The 21646-nt window shown below is 35.9% G+C and carries 21 protein-coding genes; 11 read left to right on the forward strand and 10 right to left on the reverse strand.

What is annotated here, in order from left to right:
* Positions 1 to 21: 21 nt before the first annotated feature.
* From OPR28_RS01510 to OPR28_RS01555, 10 genes are all read right to left on the reverse strand, one after another.
* Positions 22 to 390 (reverse strand): head decoration protein, encoded by a 369-nt coding sequence (locus tag OPR28_RS01510; RefSeq protein WP_077188124.1) that lies wholly within the window; start codon positions 388 to 390, stop codon positions 22 to 24.
* 77 nt (positions 391 to 467) lie between these two features.
* Positions 468 to 1493 (reverse strand): S49 family peptidase, encoded by a 1026-nt coding sequence (locus tag OPR28_RS01515; RefSeq protein ID WP_265023351.1) that lies wholly within the window; start codon positions 1491 to 1493, stop codon positions 468 to 470.
* A 23-nt stretch (positions 1494 to 1516) separates the two neighbouring features.
* Positions 1517 to 2923 carry a phage portal protein gene (locus OPR28_RS01520; RefSeq protein ID WP_265023352.1) on the reverse strand — a complete coding sequence of 469 codons (1407 nt, stop codon included), beginning with the start codon at positions 2921 to 2923 and terminating at the stop codon, positions 1517 to 1519.
* Positions 2920 to 3624 (reverse strand): glycoside hydrolase family 25 protein, encoded by a 705-nt coding sequence (locus OPR28_RS01525; RefSeq protein WP_265023353.1) that lies wholly within the window; start codon positions 3622 to 3624, stop codon positions 2920 to 2922. Before OPR28_RS01525 ends, OPR28_RS01520 begins: the two co-directional genes overlap by 4 nt.
* Positions 3621 to 3845: a gpW family head-tail joining protein gene (locus OPR28_RS01530; RefSeq protein WP_114517459.1), complete on the reverse strand. Its 225-nt coding sequence runs from the start codon at positions 3843 to 3845 to the stop codon at positions 3621 to 3623. Before OPR28_RS01530 ends, OPR28_RS01525 begins: the two co-directional genes overlap by 4 nt.
* Before the next feature lie 3 nt (positions 3846 to 3848).
* Positions 3849 to 5672 (reverse strand): phage terminase large subunit family protein, encoded by a 1824-nt coding sequence (locus OPR28_RS01535; RefSeq protein WP_265023354.1) that lies wholly within the window; start codon positions 5670 to 5672, stop codon positions 3849 to 3851.
* On the reverse strand, positions 5669 to 7153 hold the full coding sequence (locus tag OPR28_RS01540; protein ID WP_264707515.1) for an ankyrin repeat domain-containing protein: 1485 nt from the start codon (positions 7151 to 7153) through the stop codon (positions 5669 to 5671). Before OPR28_RS01540 ends, OPR28_RS01535 begins: the two co-directional genes overlap by 4 nt.
* Positions 7154 to 7172: 19 nt before the next feature.
* Complete coding sequence (locus tag OPR28_RS01545) at positions 7173 to 7658, reverse strand: hypothetical protein (protein WP_265023355.1); 486 nt, start codon at positions 7656 to 7658, stop codon at positions 7173 to 7175.
* Between the two features lie 16 nt (positions 7659 to 7674).
* Positions 7675 to 8895, reverse strand: coding sequence for a DNA modification methylase (locus tag OPR28_RS01550; RefSeq protein ID WP_265023356.1), 1221 nt, complete (start codon positions 8893 to 8895; stop codon positions 7675 to 7677).
* Positions 8896 to 8998: 103 nt separating this feature from the next.
* The gene (locus tag OPR28_RS01555) at positions 8999 to 9451 is read right to left on the reverse strand and encodes a crossover junction endodeoxyribonuclease RuvC (RefSeq protein ID WP_265023752.1); all 453 of its coding nucleotides are present in this window, start codon (positions 9449 to 9451) and stop codon (positions 8999 to 9001) included.
* A 591-nt stretch (positions 9452 to 10042) separates the two neighbouring features.
* On the opposite strand from OPR28_RS01555, the gene OPR28_RS01560 reads away from it, so the two are divergent.
* From OPR28_RS01560 to OPR28_RS01610, 11 genes are all read left to right on the forward strand, one after another.
* Complete coding sequence (locus OPR28_RS01560; RefSeq protein WP_010962699.1) at positions 10043 to 10537, forward strand: sigma-70 family RNA polymerase sigma factor; 495 nt, start codon at positions 10043 to 10045, stop codon at positions 10535 to 10537.
* 94 nt (positions 10538 to 10631) lie between these two features.
* Positions 10632 to 11453 (forward strand): ATP-binding protein, encoded by an 822-nt coding sequence (locus OPR28_RS01565; protein WP_265023357.1) that lies wholly within the window; start codon positions 10632 to 10634, stop codon positions 11451 to 11453.
* Between the two features lie 11 nt (positions 11454 to 11464).
* Entirely contained in the window at positions 11465 to 12253 is a 789-nt protein-coding gene (locus tag OPR28_RS01570) for an AAA family ATPase (RefSeq protein WP_264686980.1), read from the forward strand.
* A 37-nt stretch (positions 12254 to 12290) separates the two neighbouring features.
* Positions 12291 to 12791 carry a hypothetical protein gene (locus OPR28_RS01575; protein ID WP_182364992.1) on the forward strand — a complete coding sequence of 167 codons (501 nt, stop codon included), beginning with the start codon at positions 12291 to 12293 and terminating at the stop codon, positions 12789 to 12791.
* Entirely contained in the window at positions 12776 to 14026 is a 1251-nt protein-coding gene (locus OPR28_RS01580; RefSeq protein WP_264378233.1) for an AAA family ATPase, read from the forward strand. The genes OPR28_RS01575 and OPR28_RS01580 overlap by 16 nt, the downstream gene beginning before the upstream one ends.
* 17 nt (positions 14027 to 14043) lie before the next feature.
* Entirely contained in the window at positions 14044 to 16092 is a 2049-nt protein-coding gene (locus tag OPR28_RS01585) for an AAA family ATPase (RefSeq protein ID WP_265023358.1), read from the forward strand.
* 90 nt (positions 16093 to 16182) lie between these two features.
* Positions 16183 to 16884: a hypothetical protein gene (locus OPR28_RS01590; RefSeq protein WP_265023359.1), complete on the forward strand. Its 702-nt coding sequence runs from the start codon at positions 16183 to 16185 to the stop codon at positions 16882 to 16884.
* Positions 16885 to 16890: 6 nt separating this feature from the next.
* The gene (locus tag OPR28_RS01595) at positions 16891 to 18819 is read left to right on the forward strand and encodes a DUF4815 domain-containing protein (RefSeq protein ID WP_265023360.1); all 1929 of its coding nucleotides are present in this window, start codon (positions 16891 to 16893) and stop codon (positions 18817 to 18819) included.
* Positions 18820 to 18836: 17 nt separating this feature from the next.
* Complete coding sequence (locus OPR28_RS01600; protein ID WP_265023361.1) at positions 18837 to 20012, forward strand: hypothetical protein; 1176 nt, start codon at positions 18837 to 18839, stop codon at positions 20010 to 20012.
* 4 nt (positions 20013 to 20016) lie between these two features.
* Positions 20017 to 20202: a hypothetical protein gene (locus OPR28_RS01605; protein WP_265023362.1), complete on the forward strand. Its 186-nt coding sequence runs from the start codon at positions 20017 to 20019 to the stop codon at positions 20200 to 20202.
* The gene (locus OPR28_RS01610) at positions 20199 to 21632 is read left to right on the forward strand and encodes a hypothetical protein (RefSeq protein WP_265023363.1); all 1434 of its coding nucleotides are present in this window, start codon (positions 20199 to 20201) and stop codon (positions 21630 to 21632) included. The genes OPR28_RS01605 and OPR28_RS01610 overlap by 4 nt, the downstream gene beginning before the upstream one ends.
* Positions 21633 to 21646: the final 14 nt, after the last annotated feature.

The following is a 21646-nucleotide window of genomic DNA, read 5'->3' on the forward strand; positions in this document are numbered from 1 at the left end:
TTTCCCCCTTATTAATTTAAGTTACACTCCCTTGCGGACAATGATCCCTCGTCCTTCAAGTTGCTTTATTGCTGCAGCTTTTTGCTCTTCAGTGATACCTGTTGGCCACACAATTGCATGATCTGCTAGCATTGCTATACGTGTAATGATTACTGCTTTGGCATTTTCTGTCGCATTTACATCACTTACTATCGCACCTATTGCTGTTTGTGTACCATCTGTTGCAGTTGGATTTATTATCTTAATCATGTTATCCTTATCACTACCAACAACTGTACCAAGTTTAAGATTTTGTCCCTTGGCTACAGTTATTTGGTCTCTTGAATATAGACTTGATGCCTCATACTTTAATAAGTCACCTAGATTATTTTGTTCGATTATACAACTCATAAAATTTCCTCATTTATTTTCCCCTTTAGTTTTACCGCCATGTTTGTAATTGTTGTACGCGGCGGTTATAAGAAAACTTAAATACTTGATTGCGCTCGAGTTTTAGCTACTTGTATCATCAAATCTTCTGATGAATTTTGTGGTAAAGCGCTGAAAATCTCAGCTTTTGCTGTTCGCTCTGCAAGTAACTCCATTAAAACTTCCCTTGCTTGCTCAACACTTACGCTTTGCTCAATAAATTCTCCTATCTTTTCTGGCATCTTTGATATATTACATAATCTTATTATCTCTAAAATTTCTCTACGACAGTTCTCGTAGCCTTCCTCATTAGTTGTCATACTAACACTCCTATGATTATTGATAAATTCAAAAAATGTTGTAACTCCATCTGCAAGACCTATTTCTACTGCTTTCTCGCCAAAATATAGACCTGCTTCTGTTGATCGAATCTTTTCAATTGAAAGACCTCTGTTCCTTGCTATTAGCTGCAAAAACATTTCATATAGTCGGTCTACTTCTTTTTGTAAGCTTCCCAGACTTTCAGACGTCATTGGCTCATGTGGGTTTAAATCATTCTTTCGACTACCAGCAAAGATTGTGGTGTACTTAATACCTTGCTTTTCATCAAATCTACTTTGATCTATATGACTTGCTATTACTCCTATACTCCCAACTCCTGAAGTGCGGGTGAGAAAAATCTTTTCAGCGCTAGAAGCTATAGCATATGCAGCAGAATATGCATCATCATTTGCTATTGCTATTATCCTCTTTTTTCCTCTTGCACTATAGATAAAATCAGCTAGGTCAAAGACACCGTTTACTTCCCCTCCTGGACTGTCTATGTCAAGTAGAATCGTCTCTATGCTTTTATCTTCTAAAGCACTCTCTATCTCTTCATGAATATTTTCATACGAAGTCATGTCTAAAATATGATCAAAAGCTTCTGTTTTTTTTGTCAAAACTCCATAAATACGTATTATTGCTATTCCTTTTGGGTTTATATGAAAATGCTTTAAATTCTTAAAGATAGGTTGTTTGCTGTTATATAATGATAGTAGTTCAAAGCTTCTTCTCTCTACCATTATTGGTTTATTTATCCACATCACCTTCCTCCCCTTATTGTATTTTATGGCACATTAACGTCACAATCGAAACAAAGTCCAAAAGAATTAGCACGCTTTTGATCTTCTGCTATTTCTTGGTCAATTTCTTCTACATTGTAACCCATTTCTGATACTACCTCTGCTCGACTTTTGAAGCCATTCCTTACTGCCATTTGCTGTGCTTGCTGGTCTTTAAGCGGATCCACCCAATCAAATCCCTGTGGTATCCATTTTACTTCTTCTTTCGCTGCTTTTACTACTTTTTCATCTATACTCAGTTCTCCACAAAGTACTGCTAACTCTAGCCATCTATTCCAAATAGGTCTACAAAACTGGAACACTATCACGTTATGCTGCAACATTGAACACCTTCTGCGAAACTCTATCAGCCCTGCTCGAATGGATGAATAATTAACGCCGGTTAAATCTCCTGTTAGTTGCTCGTATGTTATTCCTGTTCCTATTGCTATTGCCCTCAGTTGCTGTCTTATAAACGCTTCATAACTTCCTCCAACATCTGACGGTTCTGAAAATTTTATGTCTTCTCCTGGGTCTAAAAGCTGCATTGTTCCTGGCTCTAAACCTGATAATGCTACTCCTTGCTCATTCGCTTCGCCTTCTCCTAAAATATTTGCCTCAGGATCAAGTCTTGTAATAAACCCTGCAAACATTGCTGCTGTCTTTTTTCTCACTAATTCTGCATCATCGTATTGATCAAGCTCATAAAGTTTCAGAAGTATACTCGAAAGCCAAGGCTCCCCTCTAATTTGCCCAGGTCTTAGTGGTCTATAGATATGTAAAACATCGTTTGCTGGTACTCTCACTGACTCTCCAAACGAACCTTCTCCTGGATGTTCTCTAAATAAGTAATATGCCTCTCTTTGCCCAAGCTTGTTAAACTCAATCCCGTTTCTTATTACATTACCATTTCCTAAAGTTTGATTTGTTTTATTATCTAAATGTTCAGACTCAAGTACTTGCAGTTGTAATGGCACAGAAAATCTATCTTCCAGCTTTCTCGTTCTTAAACGTACAAAACATTCTCCTCCCTCTATCATACTTCTGCATACTAGAGCTTGTAATCCATAAAAATCACTTATTCCACAGCTATCTGCTTCATCTGTCCATCTTAGCCATAATTCTTGCACCTTCTTTCGAAATTCTCCATCTCTTGCCTTTGATTGTGGTTTTATTCCTGTTCCAATCGAGTTACTTACTATTGTATCAATTATATTTGCTGCATATGGATTTTTTCTTACCATATCACGTGATCTACTACGCAAAGTTTCAAGGCTTTGAGAGAGTAAATTGTTTATACTTCCTGTTTCCCCCTGCCAATACATTACTCTTCTTCCTGAGCCTGCTGCATCCCAAGCAGAACTTTTGATTTTTGGCTTACTAAATAGTTGTTTGAAATTTTTCAGCATCATACTAACCAAAATTCTCTTAATTCTTTCAAAGTTCCGTTAAATTTATTTCTGTCACATTTTCCGATTCCTTCTACTTCATGTGGCTCTGGATTTGTTTTACCGTCAGTATATTGCCATAAAATCCAATCATTCCAGCCTTTTGGTAATGTGAGCTCTTTTCTCCAGCTTGCTATCCATAATGGACATTTTGTCAAAGTTGGCGTGGCAAAATCCTTAAGAAAATAGCTACTGCCATAAATTAGGGGTAATCTTCCTGTTACTTCTTCAACTCTCTTTATAAATTCCTCAGCTTGCTTAACTGCAATATTTTTGCCACTTTTGTTTTCTTCAATATCCAGCGCAAGTATGGTATTTTTGCTTTCGCCTACCGTTTTTAGAAAATGATCAGCTTGATTCTTGCCGTTTCCTTCTGTGCCAAAATGATATGCTCCCCAGAGTAATCCTTCTTCTTCAGCTTTCTTTCTTCTCTTCGCATACTTTGAATCCACATATTTTAGCCCTTGTGTTGCCTTGTGAATTACTCCAACTATACCATTCTCTTTGTCTAGCTTAAAATTCACATTTTCTTGCCAATGTGACAAATCTATTATTCCATTTACTGGACTCTCTCTATTCTCCCATAGTTTTATAAAAGTTTTTAATTGCTCTAAAAATTCAGAATATTCCTCTTTTACAACTTTTCTCAGAAAATTTTCCCTCATATAACTCCTTTATTTGTTGCAAAAATAATCTTTCGTTTAGGCTTCATTCCAGCAATCTTTAGTTCACCTTTGATGCGTTGTCTGAGGCTGAGCAAATCATTTATCTGAACTTCAGCATATCTCACCACATGGTCACCATATGCAATTGATACCACTCTTTCGCCACTCTGAAGCTTCTTTATTGCTTGTTCAACTTGAATTAGATAATCTTCGTTATACATTTACTACTCGCTGATCCATTTGCTTTTCACTATTTTCTTTGATTTTTTACTTTCTGGTTTTTCACTTAAACTATTCCATTTACTCTCTGGCCATCTATCTATTCCCAGTGCTATCGATGCTGCTCTTGCATAAATCCTACAGTCTAATACTTCATTTCTTTCTCTTACCTTTTGCCACTCTTGTTTGGTATAACCTTTTACTACTTTGCTGACTAATTGCTCTGCCGTTAGCTGCTTAAAATATTCAGGTGCATACTCGGGAAAATGACAGTATCCTGCTGGAGCTTCTTCACCGTCCTTTAAAACATTAAGTAATTGAAAAAGTTCTGACTTTAAAATCGATACTCCCACTGGCCAGAGCTTTATTCCTCTTTTTAGCTTTTGACCACCAACTGTTATATCTACTCTACTTGGGCTGCTAAGTGGTACTAGAGCTTTATTTACACCTTTCACTGCCATTACTCTTCCAGAGCCTTGATGACCTCTTACCCAATTGTATACTTCTTGTGTCGCATACCCAGCATCAACCGCCATCATACTTATCATGTATTCAAGACCATTTTCACCGATAAAATGATGATTTAAGAGCTCAGAGAGTTTTCCCCATACTTCTCCTCTTCCAGTATCACCTTCAAATACTCGGTATTCTATTGACCAACTTTCGCGGCTTTTTCCCCATGCTACAACTTCTACTTCTAAACGATCTTTTTGGACATCTACTCCTGCAGTAAGCACCACTTCTCTCCTAGGTACTGTGCCTACGGGAAAAAATTCTCTCCTGTTAAATAATTGCTTCCAATCTGGTACTTCTCCTTTGTCTACCCAGGTTTCTCCAAGCGTAGTATTTATCCATACTTTTAGTAATTGTTCACTTTCTTTTGCATGAAGAAAATCTTCTACTGCTTGAGTCCAGCTATACCAGCCTACTGGACTATAAAGACTTGAAAGATGAAATCCTTTTTTCTCACCTTTTACTCTATTAGTAGGTCTCCATTCTCCACGCTCAAGCATCTCTGTCTTTTGATGATTTTCTATTTTGCCGCTACATTCAGTGCAGACATAATGTGCTGTTCTTGAGTCGTTGTTTTCCCATTTAATTTGTGACCATTTTAGAACTTGATAGTAATTACAATACGGACATGGTACAAAAAAGTACTGCTTATCTGTTGCTTCAAATTCTTTCTCAATTCTGCTTATTCCATGAATCGTTGGTGTTGATACTAAAAAAATCTTTCGCCGTGCAAATGTATTAGTTCGAGCAATACTGAGCAGCACTGGATCTCCTTCACCACCTGAATCTCCTGGATAGGCGTCTATTTCATCAAGAAAGAGATATTTTACTGGCATAGACCTCAGTCCTACACTGCTGTTTGCTCCAGTTATTACTACTATTCCACCTGGAAATTCCTTACTTTGTACAGTATTGCCTGAGTCTCTTGACCTTGGGTCTTTTACTTTACTCTTTAAACATGGCGTACTCTCTATTAACGGCGCAAATCTTCCTTTTGACCAACGCTTTCCCATTTCAACTGTTGGCTGCACAACTAACATTGGACCAGGAGTCTGATCTATAATATAGCCTATCCAATTGTTACCAGCTTCTGTTCCTCCAATCTGCGCTCCTTTCATGAATACTACTTTTTCTGCTGGTGAGGACGGAGAAAGTGAATCCATGATTTCTTTTAAATAAGGAGTTCTTTCTGTTCTCCATTTACCTGGCTCTGATGCTGCAGTTGGCGCTAAAACTCGATACTCATTTGCCCACTCTGATACTTTAAGCTCTGGATCTGGTTTTAAACCTTCAGAGAAAGATGTGGCGTATATCATTGTCTGCATCTACTCATAATTGGTTCTATCTCAACATCATTAACAGTAGAACTACACTCTTCCAATTCCATAAACATCTTTTTCTGAAATTCCTTTTCTATATATCTTTTGCTCATCTCACTTATCATTAGTGCTATAATAAGCGCAAATATCCCTGTTGTTGTTGCAAAAATGATTGCACTGCTTATTGTTGTTGCTGTTAAACCTATATATGCTGCCATTGCTACTGCGCTAACTGTAATACAGATGCAGATAATATTATTATGTTTTTTCATCCTTTTATCTGCTATTTCTCTCTGTGCTATATATTTATTATGAAGGGTTGGAAAATTAATAACGGTATCTCTGCAGAGCAATGCACCATTTTTTTCAGTAAATAAAACTTTAAGTAACTCTAAATTGTTTGATTTAATTGCTAAATGTAAAACAGGTGTATAATTTGCTCCTTTTTTCAGCAATAACTTTACTACATGTAAATGCCCTTTTTCCGCAGCAAGGTAAACCGGTGATAAACCTTTATTATTTACAATATCAATATCGATTTCTTCTTTTAAGATAGACTCTACAAGCTCAATTTCTCCTCTTTGTGCAGCTAAATGTAGTAGACTATTCTTTTCAGAACCGTATTTATTACTCATCAAAGCCTTCTTTATCTCAGGTTTAGCGTAATCAAATGGTGTCTTACCATTATCATCCCTGATTAAAGGATCTATATCCTCTCGAGTTAGTAAAACCTCTATTGTTTTAAGTCTTTCAGCGTAATGTAGTGGCGTTTTATTTTCGTAGTCTTGCAAATTTACTTGAGCATTAGGCTCCTTTATTAAGCATTTGAGAATATCAAGACACAAATCTCTTTCATCGTAATTAGTATTACTTACAGCTATATGAACAGGCGACAATTTCATTGAGTTTTGTCCCATGCGTGCACTATTTACATCTGCTCCAAGTTTCAGCAGTAACTTTACTATCTCTAACTTTTTGTTATTAACTGCATAGTGCATTGGTGTCTGATTTCGTGCATCAAAGACATCTATTTCAGCATTTCCTTCTTCCACTAAAATTTTGACAATATTCTCATGTCCTATTCCTGATGCTAGATGTAATGGTGTATGATGCAGAGCATTTCGTACATTAACGTCAATACCTTTTCTGATCAAATATCTCACTGCATTAACTTCACCTATCATTGCAGCTAAATGAAGTAAGCTATCTTGTTCTGATCCGTATTTGTGATTGATTAATGCTTGTAATATTTCTGCTTTTTTACCTTCTTTGGCATAATCTAAGGAGGTTTTGCCTTCATTGTCCTCAACAAAAGGATTAATGTTCTTCTTCGTGAGTAATAAATCCACCATGCTTAACTCGTCAAACTCTATAGCGCAATGTAGTGGTGTCTTTCCATTTAATCCTCTGACATTAACATCTAATCCAGGTTGATTGATGAGACATTTTATTAACTCCAAACTTAAGTTATCAGCCATTTTATATTCAAAATCTTTTTTATATTTGAAATTTAGTATTAGATAATTCTTGTAATGAGTTTGTAATCTCTTCGGTTAGCGTCTTATGAATCTTTTCAGTGTCGCTCAGTGATGCAAGCAGTGCTGAAACTCTATTTGGAATATTAAGCAAATTATTACTGACAACTCTTGCTACATTAAATGCATCGCGCTTTACTTCCTCTACTGCTACAAGTTCACCAATCCCAGCCTTAGCTTTCGCCTCAAGCAGTTTACCACGTTCCATCTCATTTTTTATTCGCGTTTTTAGCAACATTGTAGAAAGGTTATTTGTATTTTCGTTTTCTGGATTTTTCCTCCTAAGTGGCTGACTTGGATCTCTTATTGCTGCCACCGCTTCATTTGCTTGTTCTCTACTGATCAAACCATCCTCCAACTCAACTATTCCTTTCTTTACTAGATAATAGACATATTGCTTTGATACTCCTATCTCTCTTGCCCATTCCGTTTGTGTGATCTTTTCCACTTTTTTTGCTTCTTTTTTACAAATTTTCTTCTTGAATCTCTGAAAAGGTTTTGCCAGTACCGGCTAAAATGGCATCTCTTCCGGTATATATTTGCCAACGTTTTATAGTTACATCTACAAATTTTGAATCTAGCTCTATTGTCCTACAAATTCTTCCTGTTCTCTCGCATGCAATCAGTGTACTTCCAGAGCCGCTAAATGGATCAAGTACGATATCTCCTGATCTACTGCTATTAACTATTGCTCTTTCCATTAGCTCTACTGGCTTCATTGTTGGATGTAGTGTATTGTGCGTTGGCTTATCATAAAACCACAGATCACTTTGATTTCTTCCTCCATGCCACTCACGTTTATTGCCGCTTTTCCATCCATAGAGCATTGCTTCGTATTGTCTTTGATAATCTGATCTGCCTAGCGTAAAGTGATTCTTTGCCCAAATGATAAATGTTGACCATTTTCCTCCTGCCTCTTCAAATGCTTTTTGCAACGTTGAAAACTCTGATGATGATATGCAAATGTAAATTGCACCTTTCGTATATGCTAAAATATGGGAACAGATATCGTAGAGAAAAAGTTCGTACTTTTCACCTTGATTATCGTTTAATATTTTTTTATCTTGGCTACCACCATAATCAACATTATATGGAGGATCACAAACAGTAATGTCTGCCATTTTATCATCTAACAGCGCTTTATATGATTCAACTACAGAGCTATCACCACAGTAGATTCGATGACCACCTAAAATCCATAGATCACCTGGTTTTGTTATTTCCACTTTTTTGTCATCACCAGCTAAATCAGAAAATTTTTCCCCTTGTTCTTCCCTTCCATCAAGATTATCAAGAAAGCGCTGAACTTTTTCTAATTCAAATCCTGTCATTTTAAGATCAAACTGTAAATCTTCTAATTCTTGAATTTCCACCTTTAAAAGATCATCGTCCCACTTTGCCCAATTAGCTGATTGATTTGCAAGCAGTCGAAAAGCTTTGGTTTGTGGTTCATTTAAATTATCACTTAAGACCACTGGTATACTTTCCATACCAAGTTTTCTTGCTGCTTTAAGTCTTAAATGACCATCAACCACAGTTCCATCGCTTTTTGCAACTATTGGTATACGAAAGCCAAATTCCCGAATAGAAGCACACATTCTGTTGACCACATCGTCATTTTTACGTGGGTTACGCTCATATTCAACTAGGTTTCGAGTAGGATAGTAGTGGATTGCTAAATTCATATCTTAATAATTAAAAAGTTAATATTCAAAATATATCTGACGCTAGAGAAGGCCTGGGGTCTGACCCACCAAATCCGCCATTCTAGCTGAAAGGACCCACTTTTTATGGGTTTTTTGTCTTATTAATATCTTTACTAATATAGAACATTAATGCCAAAGCATCGGCCTCATTATCATCTCTAGGTAAAAAACCTTTTCTCTTTACAGCTTCAATAACTTCACTCTTACTTGCATTGCCTTTGCCTGTTATAAAGCGTTTTATAGTTTTAACATTAACACCTTGGTATGGCACATGATGCTCTTCACACCAAGCAGTCAGAACGGCATAAAAACCACCATAACAATGCGCTGCATCTGTTCCTAAATGTCTTCTTACTTCCTCAAAATACACTGCAGTGAACTTATGTTCTAAAGAGTTAAGCCAATTACGGAAACTCAAAAAGCACATGCCACCTCCACTGAAACGACTACCATGAAAGCTTTTGCTTCCACTTTCAATTACTCCATCTGTCAGAATTGCCCAGCCGGTTTGCTTGCCGAGATCTAGCGTTAAGATTGACGTACAAAAACTCCTTTGTGTAATTAAAGTTCAATGCCCTGTATAATATATATGTACGATGACTCGCAAATTCGTCCGCAATTTTGAAAAAAAATTAAAAAAATTTTCATATCCTGCCATTTGAGTTTTTTTCATCTTTACTTATCTTAATAACTATTTTACATAACTTATATTACGCCAATATTTATATTATTATATTATCATATATTATATTTTACCTGTATTTAAATATATATATAATATATATAAGACTTCAGTAATCCGCAAACCCTCTTTACTGGCCGATTTTAGCCACTTAACTTTAGAAACGGCTTTTAGGAATAGAACATAAAAAAGACAATATTATCAATAACTTAACGATCACTGCTTTCTGAAATACTAATTAGTAACTCAGAAATTAGGTATGAAATTGGTAGTTTTTTACCTATGAAAAAGTAGCTTCAGTAGTGTATCAAAACGTTTAAATCTTATTTTAATTTTTAAAGATTTTATTCTTTTAGATAAAAAAATTATTACTACTTTTTTATAATAAATTAGTCATACAAAGTCTTGGTAAAAATCTCTATTCATGAAACTTTTGGAGTTTTTATGAAGAATTCTTATCAAGGAATCGATTCTACAATTGTTAAACATGTGAGATTTCAAGCTTCGCGCCTTAAATCCAAAAGCTGTTTTATTAACGAAAGTCTCGAAGATATAGAACAAGAGCTTTTTTGTCAGGTTTGGCAATATCTTAACCAGCACGATGAGAAAAGAAGTAGTTTTAGTACTTTCGTTGCTAGATTAGCTAATTATTGTGCTCGCAATATGTTACGCAATCAGTTATGTCTAAAACGTAATATAACTTTTGATGATATAAACGACGATATTCCAGATCATAGGAACTCGGAAATCGAAGCGATAATTCGCACTGATATAAATAATATAATTTCAACTTTGTCTGAAAAAGATAGTAATTTATGTCAATTACTTAAGGTATTTACTATTACTGAAGTTTCTGTAATAACCAAAATACCAAAGACAACTATCTATCGCACACTAGAACGAATACGCAATAAATTCTCAGTTTTAGAGAAGTTATAAGCTCTCGATTATATTTGCTCAAAATTTTTTTTTTGCAAATTGCGGACGAATTGCCTAGGTCATCGTACATATATATTTAGGTACTGGGAGAAAAATGAAAATAATGAACAGCAATGAACGGCTAAAAGTTCAAACAGGTATAAAAATGGTCATCTTTGGTCCTTATGGTATAGGTAAAACTAGTCTCTTAAAGACCATAAATGAACCAACACTTTGTCTTGATTTTGAGGCAGGTTTACTTGCTGTTCAAGATTGGCAAGGGGATTCTGTAAGTATTCGTACTTGGAATGAGGCAAGAGATATTGCATGTCTCATAGGTGGTCCTAATCCTGCGTTAAAATCTGACTCAGCATATAGCCAAAGACACTATGAGCATGTATCCAGTAAATACAAAGAGCTTTCTTCAGAGTTTCTCAAGTATCGATGTATTTTTATCGATAGTATTACAGTAGCCTCGCGTTTATGTCTTTTATGGTCAAAAATGCAACCTGAAGCTTTTTCTGAAAGATCAGGAAAACAAGATATGAGAGCTGCTTACGGGTTACTTGCTCAAGAAATGATGGCTTGGCTCAATCAGTTTCAACATATTCCAAATAAAGACATCATTATAGTTGGAACTCTTGGGCAATACCTTGATGATTTCAATCGCTCGACTTGGCTACCTCAATGTGAAGGTGCTAAAACCGCAAGTGAAATTCCTGGCATTGTTGATGAAGTAATTAGCATGGTTGGAATCAAGAAAGATGATGGTACAGAAATTCGTTCATTTGTCTGTCAGACGATTAATTCTTGGGGATATCCTGCTAAAGATCGAAGTGGTTGCCTTAATATGGTTGAAGAACCGCATCTAGAAAAACTTCTTACAAAAATTAAAACTAAAGCTTTTGCAATTCAACCTGTCACGCCCAACATATAGGAGGTTATTATATGCTACAAAACTTTTTAACTATTGGTCAAAAAATTCCTTTTTTCAGTGTGAAAGAATACTTGGACGATCGATCGCCAATACCAGAGGATATAATCTCACCAAGAATTCTAACTAAAAGAGGTTTGTTAGTATTTGGTGGCCCTCCTAAGATTGGCAAAAGCGACTTTTTGATCTCTTGGCTTGTTTACATGGCTGCTGGTAGATCATTTCTCGGTATGACACCAAATAGACCTTTGAAAATCTTCTACATGCAAACTGAAATTGAATATGAATATATGAAAGAACGTTTGCAACAACTTGATAATGAACTTTTGAATGTAGCTGCTAACAACTTAATCATTACGCCAAAAGTGCACTTATCATTTAATCATGATGAAATAAGTGAAATTAAGGAGATTGTAAATGAACGCTTTAAACCTGATGTTTTGGCCATAGATCCATTACGTAACATCTTTAGCAGTGAATATGGAAATGAAAATGATAATAGTGCTATGCTGTTCTTTCTGCAAAAGACTCTTGAGAAGCTACGCAGTGCTGTCAATCCAGATGCTTGTATTGTACTCACTCATCATACAAAAAAATTATCGAAAAAGATGCTCGAAGAAGATCCATTTCAAGGCCTAAGTGGTGCTGGATCTTTACGTGGATTTTACAGTACTGGTATGGTGATGTTTGCTCATGATGAAGAAAGCAGTGCACGCCAGATAGTATTTGAGCTTCGCAATGGTGAACGCGTGCCAAACAAACTTGTCGATAAGATAAATGGTCATTGGCAGCTAATGGAATAGCTAACTTTCACTTTAAAGTCAACTTATAGGAGAGCGTATGCTACAAGATTTTTTAACTGATTTTAATAATGCAAAACTGCAGAGCAGTTTAATACCGAAAGGTACAATAGTCAAGGTAAAAATGGCAATAAAGCCTGGAGGTTATGAAAATTGGTTCACTAAAAACTACACTACTGGCAGCATCTATTTAAACACTGAATTTACTGTCACTGAAGGTCCATATGCAAAACGCAAGATTTTTCAGATTATAGGTATCAAAAATGGCAAAGCAGAAGGTGAAGAAGACATCTGGGGAGAATCTGGACGTTCTATGCTGCGTAGTATTTTGGAATCATCCAGAAATATTCATGCAAATGACACTTCAGAGAAAGCAGTTACTGCTAGAAAAATCAACTCTATAGCTGATTTCAACGATTTAGAGTTTACAGCGAAAGTAGGCGTTGAAACTAATAATACGTATGGAGATAGGAATAGGATTACTACAGTTATTACTCCAGAATTACAAAAAAGTTTTCAAGATGATTGGTTACCATTTTGAAGTATGACGAAGGAAAGTTGTGGGCTGCTGTTATTACTAGAGCTATTCAGGATGCAGCAGGAAAAAACCCTAAACTTAAAAAAGAGGCTTGTCAATGGATTCGCTCACGATCTTTTGAAACTGTTTGTGAGCTGGCTAATCTTGACTTTAAACGTCTAAAAAATATGTTGAACAAATTTGGAATAAACAAGGAGAATTTTATGGATTTTTCATCTAAAAATGCTTTGAAAATAAAATCATTATTAATTAATAACATCAAAGATTGTTTATCTTATTTGTTACCTGAAGGCAAATCTTACCAAGATAAATTCTATATTGGCAGTAGAAATGGAAATAAGATAATAGTTGAAATGGAAGGAGAAAATGCAGGAAATTGGTACAACCTGATCGAAGAAAAGAAAGGAAATATAATAGACCTTTGGACTTTAGTTAAAGGTAATATAGATTCTGCTGAAACATGGTTGAACAGTAAAGATGAAAGAAGTTCCATATTACAAGAAAAACAAAACGAAGGAAAAGCATTTTCTGTAAACCATTACTTAAATGACAAATCACCAATGCCACAAGATATAATAGGCCCAAGAATTTTGACACCAGGTGGTCTTTTGGTCATAGGTGGTACTCCAAAGATTGGCAAAAGTCATTTTCTTCTTTCTCTATTAGTACATCTGGCAGCAGGAAGATCATTTCTTGGCATGAAGCCTACAAGACCGCTAAAAATATTCTATCTACAAAACGAAATGGAATATGATTACATTAGAGAACGTATACAACAACTCAACAAACTTCCTCATTTAGCAACAGAAAACTTAATTGTGACGAACAAGATGAATTTGACCTTAAATGAAGAAGGTATAGAAAAAATAAAAAATATGGTAGAGGAAAAGTTTGATTTAGTTGTGATTGATTCTCCTTATAATTCCGTTAACTATGGTCTGCAGCATGCAATAGAAAAACTACGTTCCAAGATTAATCCTATGGCTGGAATAATCATCACAAATCACACCAAAAAAGTACCTACCTCTATATTGGAAAAGAATCCATTTCAAGCTCTCGTTGGTGCTAACGCTTTAAGAAGTTTTTATACATCTGGAATAGTAATATTTCAACCCAATAAACGTACAAATATCTTGCAAGTAGTATATGAACTTAGAAACGGTAGATCTATACCAACAAAATTCATCAACAAGATTAATGGATGTTGGAAATCTGCTAACGTTATAGCTAGAACATAAAAATTCTTCAGGTAGGTATGGATATTTATTGTTCACAAAGAAATGGACATTATAAATTATTAGGGAAGAAAGAACAGTTAAGAACTCAACTCCTATCAAATATAAGGTCATGTCTTTCTTATTTACTGCCAAGAGGAACTTTTCGTGGTGATAAGTTCTATGTAGGTGATCTACAAGGCAATAAAGGACAAAGTATGATAGTAGAGTTAACTGGCAGTAAAGCAGGATTATGGCACGATTTTTCTACCGAAGAAGGAGGAGATATTTTTGATCTTTGGGCTGCTGTTACTGGAAAAAATCAATTTACTGACACGATAGAAGATATTGCTAAGTGGATTGGTTGTTCGGAAAAAAATAACACTCTGGGGCAACCAACGGCATCATGGAACTATTACGATGAAAGTGATCAAGTGATTGTTACAGTTTATCGTTATAACACTGATTCAGGAAAAAGATATCTTCCTTTTGATGTAAAAAGGTCTAGTTTTACTCTACCAGAGACCAGGCCTTTATATAATATTCCAGGTATCATGAAATCTGATAAGGTGATTTTAGTTGAAGGTGAAAAGTGTGCAGATGCTCTGATAGAGCAAGGTATGACTGCCACAACTGCAATGTTAGGAGCAAATGCACCAATAGAAAAAACAGACTGGTCACCACTTAAGGGCAAGCATGTTATTATTTGGCCAGACAATGATGAACCAGGTAAACAATATGCTGAGAAAGTTGTGAAAAAGCTTACTTTTCTTGGTGTTTTATCACTTACTCTTCTTGAAATACCGGAGAATAAACCAAAGGGATGGGATTCAGCTGATGGTATAGAAGAAAAGATGAATATTCCTGAATTCATTGAAAATAACTTGAAAAAAATCATCGTTAAGCAATTGCTTAATATTCAAGAATGGAGCGTAGAACGTTTTATAGGTCCAGTACCGGAGCAAAAGTTTCTTGTTGAAGGGTTATTTCCTTTAGGAGTGACATCTATTCTAGCTGCAATGGGAGATACTGGTAAAGGTATGCTTCTACTTGATTTAGCACTGAAAGTTGCGAGTAGAAAAGATCAGCCATGTGGTTTTGGCCCACTTGTTACTGAGCATGGATCTGTGGTAATATTCTCTGCAGAAGATGATATGAGTGAAATACATCGTCGTTTAGAGCGTCTTGATTCGCAATGCGAGAGATTAAAATATAAGGATAGGCTCTTTATTGTACCATTACCAAATGTTAGTGGATCACTTACAATCATAAAGAGTGTTTCAGGTAAAGTTATAGAGACTTCTCCTGAATTTGAATTGATAACAAAACAACTTAATAAAATAAAAAACTTAAAATTAATCGTATTTGATCCACTTGCATCATTTGTGCACGCTGATTTAAATACTGACCCAGCCGTAGGCGATTATTTGATGTCTTTATTATCTGATTTAGCAGGTAGCACTGGAGCATCAATAATTACTGCTCATCATATGAGAAAGCCAAAAAGTGAAAAACCTATATCGACTGTTGAGCAAGCACGTGATGCCATTAGAGGTACATCTGCTCTTGTTAATGGTGTTAGGTGTTCATACGCTTTTTGGTCTGTGGAAGATGCAGCTAAACCGACAATTTTTAAATCAATAGGAGAATCTGTAAGACAGAACGCATTATTTTATGGAGCAATTGTTAAAGCAAACGGTTTGGCTGATCGCACTTTACGCACTTATTTAAGAAATGAAGAAACAGGATTGTTAGAGGACATAACTGAAAGATTAAGAATAAAAAATATGAACGAAAAAGATTCAAAGCAGCATCTTATAACTGCAATTACACGAGCAGCAATTTCTGGACATCCATTTACCCATACAGGAAGTACAGGAGTGTATAAACAGCGGCATAGACTACCTGAGGAGTTTCACAGTATAGGAAGAGATAGAATGGAGCGTATAGTTCAAGAGCTGTTACAAACACGGAAGCTGGTTAAGGGAATGGCTAATGGTTCAAAAGAAGATAAATGGCTTGACATTCCTAGCGGACCATTTGCTCGCGGCATTGGAAAGTTTAGCTGTGGAGCTGAGCTATTCTCCTAAAAAATTTTTCTGATATAAAAAAATATTTTGATTTTTGCGGACGAATTTTGAACTCACCGTACATATATAATATAGGGGGCTTAATTAAAAATGTCAATACTCACACAGTCAGGAAGAGCAGCAATAGCAGCCAGCATCAAAAAGCAATCTATCCATCTTGCTTGGGGAACAGGTGATTCAAGTTGGGAAAGTAGCCACAAAGTAGAAAAAACTTTCGTTAAGGGTGAAATAAAATTTGATCATCAACCTATTTTTGATCGTCAACCTATTAAAGATGTGAAGGTTTTTACAGGGCAAACAACTTATCAGCCAAGTATTGACTATACAGTTAATGGCAGTACTGGTGTAATAAAACTTACGGAAAATAGCTCTATTCCAGTAAGTGATAAAGTTACTGTAGAGTATAGTGAAAGCACACCACCAGAGCTGATAACTTCTGAAAAGCTGCTCAATGAACTTGGCAGACGTACTGCAGACGAAGTGCTATTCTGCACAGGTGATGAAAACGGTGAACTTATAACTCCATCTGGAAGGTTTAGGCCCTCAAATGTACCAACTAATAATCTCTATCTCAAATTTACTTTCGATTTCACAAACGCAGCAAATCAAGTTATACGGGAATTAGGGGTTATGGTTGGTACTAAAGTAAAAGAAGAATTACCTATAGGACAGAGGTATTTTGAACCACAAGATATAGAAGACCCAGGGATCTTATTAGTTTTAGAACACACTGTACCACTTATCAGAACATCTGCAACTCGGGAAACTTTTTCATTTGTTGTAACCTTTTAGAATAAAATGACTTTAAACGCCTATTATAACCGCTTTAATCCTGACAAAGAGTACGAAAAAAGTTTGTTCCTTGCAGGAAGAGGTCTACAGTCTGCAGAATTAAATGAGACTCAGGAGTATGCTCTTTCTAAGCTTAAAGGCATAGGTGATGCAATATTTCGTGATGGTGATGTTATAACGGGAAGCAATTGTATTATAGATGCAAAAACTGGTAAAGCTACACTTGAGGGAGGAAAAATCTATCTGCGCGGTGCAGTTAGAAAAGTTGAAAAAGAAGAATTTGTTATTCCACTGAGTACCACAGTTCGCATAGGTGTTTATTATGTAGAATCTACGATTACAGAACTTGAGGATGAAAACCTTCGTGATCCTGCTATTGGTACAAGAAACTATCAGGAAGTAGGAGCTGCAAGGCTTAAAGTTTCCACCATTTGGGGTTATCAAGCAGAAGGTCTTTCTCCACGTTTTTCTGAAGGAGAATTTTATCCAATTTATAACATTGAAAATGGAGTATTAATAGAACATTCACCGCCACCACAAGCAAACATAGTAACTACAGCTCTTGCTCGTTATGATAAAGAAGCAAATGGATCTTACGTAGTAAACGGTCTAGAAGTAATTTGTTTGCAGAGAGAAGAAGGGGACGAAAAGGGGAAAAAAATATTTGTGATTAATGAGGGCAAAGCTCATGTTGATGGCTATGAGATTGAACTTCCTCACAGTATTCGTGTTTCTTTTGATGAAGATCCGGATATAAAATCAGTTGAATCAGAACCACATACTTTTCAGCCAAATAGCCAAAGAGTAATGGAACTGAAGGTGAATGATTTTCCAATAAGTGAAATTAAAAAAGTAGATATAACTGTTCAAAAAACCATTACCATTACTCATGGTTCATATTCAGGAGCTGTTGATCCAATACCTGACTCTGCAGTGCTTGAGATTATTCAAGTTAAACAAGGCAATGTTATTTATGAAAATAGTATAGATTACAAATTAAACGCAGGAAACGTTGATTGGTCATTACCAGGTAAAGAACCAGCTCCTGGAAGTAGTTACCTGATAACTTACCGCTATCGCACTCATGTAAGTCCTGAAGATATAAGTGAACAGGGATGCAAAGTAAAAGGAGCAGTTGATAACAGCTTGGTTCTGATTGATTACACCTGGAAAATGCCCCGCTATGATTTAATTACTATCGATAGCAAAGGAGTGGTAAGAAGAATAAAAGGAATTTCTCACCCTTGGCGACCATCAATGCCTAGAGCGCCTAGTGGACAACTTTTGCTCTGCTACATTCATCAGACGTGGAAAAAAGGCGAAGGGGTAAAAATAGTGAATAATGCTATTCATGCTGTACCGATGAATGAGCTTGAAGCAATGAAAAAAGGAATAAATGATCTTTATGCACTTGTTGCACAGGAGCGTTTACGCAATGATGCAAATTCAAGAGAACCTACTACCAAAAAAGGAGTATTTGTTGACCCATTCTTTGATGATGATATGCGTGATCAAGGAATTTCACAATCTGCAGCAATAGTAAATAGGGAGCTGATATTGCCGATAAACGTAGAAATCATTGATATTGAAAGAGGTAGAGAACCTTATCTTTTACCTTATAAACTTGAACCGGTACTGGAGCAGCTTTTACAGACTAAAGGAGAAAAGATTAATCCATATCAAGCTTTTGATCCAGTCCCGGCACAAATTACTCTAAATAAAAACATTGACCACTGGACAGAGGTTACCACTAATTGGAAAAGTCCAGTAACCAGAGTATTTAATGTTAAAGAAACAACAGAATTGCTGTCAAGTACTTCATACGAAGCTGAATTTATGAGAGAAGCAGTACAAGATTTTGAAATTGAAGGTTTTGAGCTAGGTGAAAGGCTTAAAGAAGTAAAATTTGACGGCATCATTATCCAACCTATGTAAAAATAAAAAGAAAAAAAGTGGAAAATCAAGGACAAATAAGTGGAAAAATAAAAATCCCAGCAAATATTCCAGCAGGTACTAAATTAGTACAGTTTTACGGGGATAAAGGAAGCTATGGAGAAGCAACTTATACTGGTAAAAAAACTATTACCATAGAAGAAAGAAGAAGAGTGATCGCAGCAAGAAGAGTTGATCCTTTAGCGCAAACATTTACACTAAATGAAAGTAGGCACATAGGGGGTCTAGACTTATGGTTCACAAATAGCGGCAAAAAACGTGTTGTTGTGCAGATTAGAGAAACAGCAGTGGGAATGCCCTCGCAGACTGTTATTGCTGAAAGCTATATTGAGCCGAAAGATATAAAAGTAGATGGCACAGCAACACGTATAGAATGGTCGCCAGTGTTTTGCCATGCAGGAGAGGAGTATGCAATAGTGCTACTCACTGATGATGCAGATACTGCAGTAAAAATAGCAGAACTTGGCAAATATGATGCAGTAAATAGCCGTTGGGTAACAAGTCAGCCATATCAAGTAGGAGTATTACTGTTATCAAGCAATGCAAGTACCTGGACTCCACATCAAAATTTAGATTTAACGTTTCGACTACTAGCTGCAAAATTTAGTGAAGTTTCTCATGTTGTCGATCTGGGCAAAGTTACTGTAAATAATGTATCAGATTTAATTGTTTTGACGAACGTCGAAAAAGTAGCATTTGATACCAATGTAGAATTTATCTTAACAGATGAAGAGGGAAGAGAAAACTTTTTGTCTGATAACTTGCCGCTCGCGCTGCGTGAAAGACTATCTGGAGAGTTAACAGTAAAGGCAAATTTAAAAGGGTCAAAAGAAAAAAGTCCAGTGCTATATCCAGGGTTACAGCTAGTTCTAGGTAATCTTTCAGAGTCTGGAGATTATGTTACAAGAAGCATTACAGCAGGAGCTAACACTAAGATCACCATAACGTATGATGCGCTAATACCTGGCACTGCAGATGTAAAAGCATATGTGCAAAAAAATGTGGATTGGCAATTAGTAAATTTAACATCAGGAAAACCAATTGGAGAAAATTGGGTAGAGAGAGTCCACATACTGACAAACTTTAATGGCAATGAGACAAGGATAAAATTGGTTTTAAGTGGAACGGTTATTTATCGGCCAAAGGTAAAAAACTTGCGGGTTGTTATAACGTAAGAAAATGCCAAATGATGAAACGAGGCGCGGATATCCTTTGCCACACCCAGAGAATATTGCGGTAGAAGATGTAGTACGTATTCGCAAAGCTATAGAAAAAATAGATGAAGATATGAGTGAGAGAGAAAATGAACTTAAGAGTAATTTTGAACGATTTAGATTTGAAACTTTTTTGAATTTTTGGAAATGAAGGAAGCAATAGAAGCATTACACCAAAGGATAAAGGATTTAGCAGCAAACAGCACACCTGATCAACTGGCATATCTTGCAAAATCGCTGGAGTTGATAGCAGATAAAAAAGCTATTGCTGACATTGTGCAGATGACTGAGGTAAAAGAGATAATTGATGCACTACAAAAGAGGCTTAAGGATTTAGCAGAAAACAGTACACCAGATCAATTAGCATATCTTGCTAAGGCATTGGAATCAATAGTCGACAAAAGTGCAGTTTCTGAAATTGTACAGATGACTGATGGTAAGCTAAAAGAACTTCTTGATAGTGCAAAAAAACACTTAACTGATCTGGATAATAAAAAAGCTAGTTCTTTAGCAGTGATCTCTGAATCAGAGAAGCAGTTATTAAAGAGAATTGATGAAAAAGGAACAACAAATTTATCGCTACTTGATACGAGAAAGAATGCCAATATTGCAGCAATAAATAGCATTAGTAATAGTCATAAAGATGGTCTTAAAGGTTTAGTAGAAGATTTTCGTGCTGTTACCACTGGCTCATCAATTATTAGAGAAATAGAAACTCGTGATAACCAATTAAAAACATCCCTTACAAACGAGATAAAAACTAGAGATGATGAGCTGAAAGTGTCGCTTACACAAGAAATAAGAAAGCGCAATATGGTTGAACCATGGTCATTACCTTTCTTATTTGGTGTACTTGGAAGAAAAAATAATTACTTTGGCCACGGAACTTTTACGACAGAGCTTGGAAAGTGGAGTAGTGATATAACAAAAACTGACTATATGTTACAACTACTAGCAGGTAGCCATACATACGATACAGATTACGTTAGTTTTTATCGGCCAAGACAACTAAGTTTTATAGAGGGAAGTAAAGGAACATTTATCTACGGAGAGTTATGCACAAAAAGTTTTTCGGGTAGTTATGATGAGATATACTATTACCCATATGCTGCACTTGGAGTAGTATTTATAAAAAATACAACGAATGTGAACATAAATAAAACAATAGAATTTGTTGGATCATCATACTCTAGTACGGAGTATGGGGGTGCAGGACTATTTGTGGGAACACCAGATAATACCAATTCTAATAAATCAAGAATTTCAAGAATAATATGGAAAAATGTTTACCAATACACGAGTTCTGATAGCAAATTAGCTGGATCTGGTAATGTGGAGATTCCAGCAGGAAAAACAGTTGCAATATTACTTTACACATCATCTTACCTATGTTCCAGAACACAAGTCAGTCAAGGTATGCTTGCATCAAATTATGTATACAACTATGGTCAATTTATTCAGTGGGGAATATATAACATACGTAGCAATTTTCTAACCACGGGGCTTGAAGTAGATGTAGAAAGAACGCTAAAAGCTTGGCAATGTCCTGGGTTATCTAGCACACATAAAATTTGGCAGTGAATAAAATAGAGAGA

It is taken from the genome of Wolbachia endosymbiont (group A) of Epistrophe grossularia, assembly GCF_947251435.1.
GTDB classification, from domain to species: domain Bacteria; phylum Pseudomonadota; class Alphaproteobacteria; order Rickettsiales; family Anaplasmataceae; genus Wolbachia; species Wolbachia pipientis.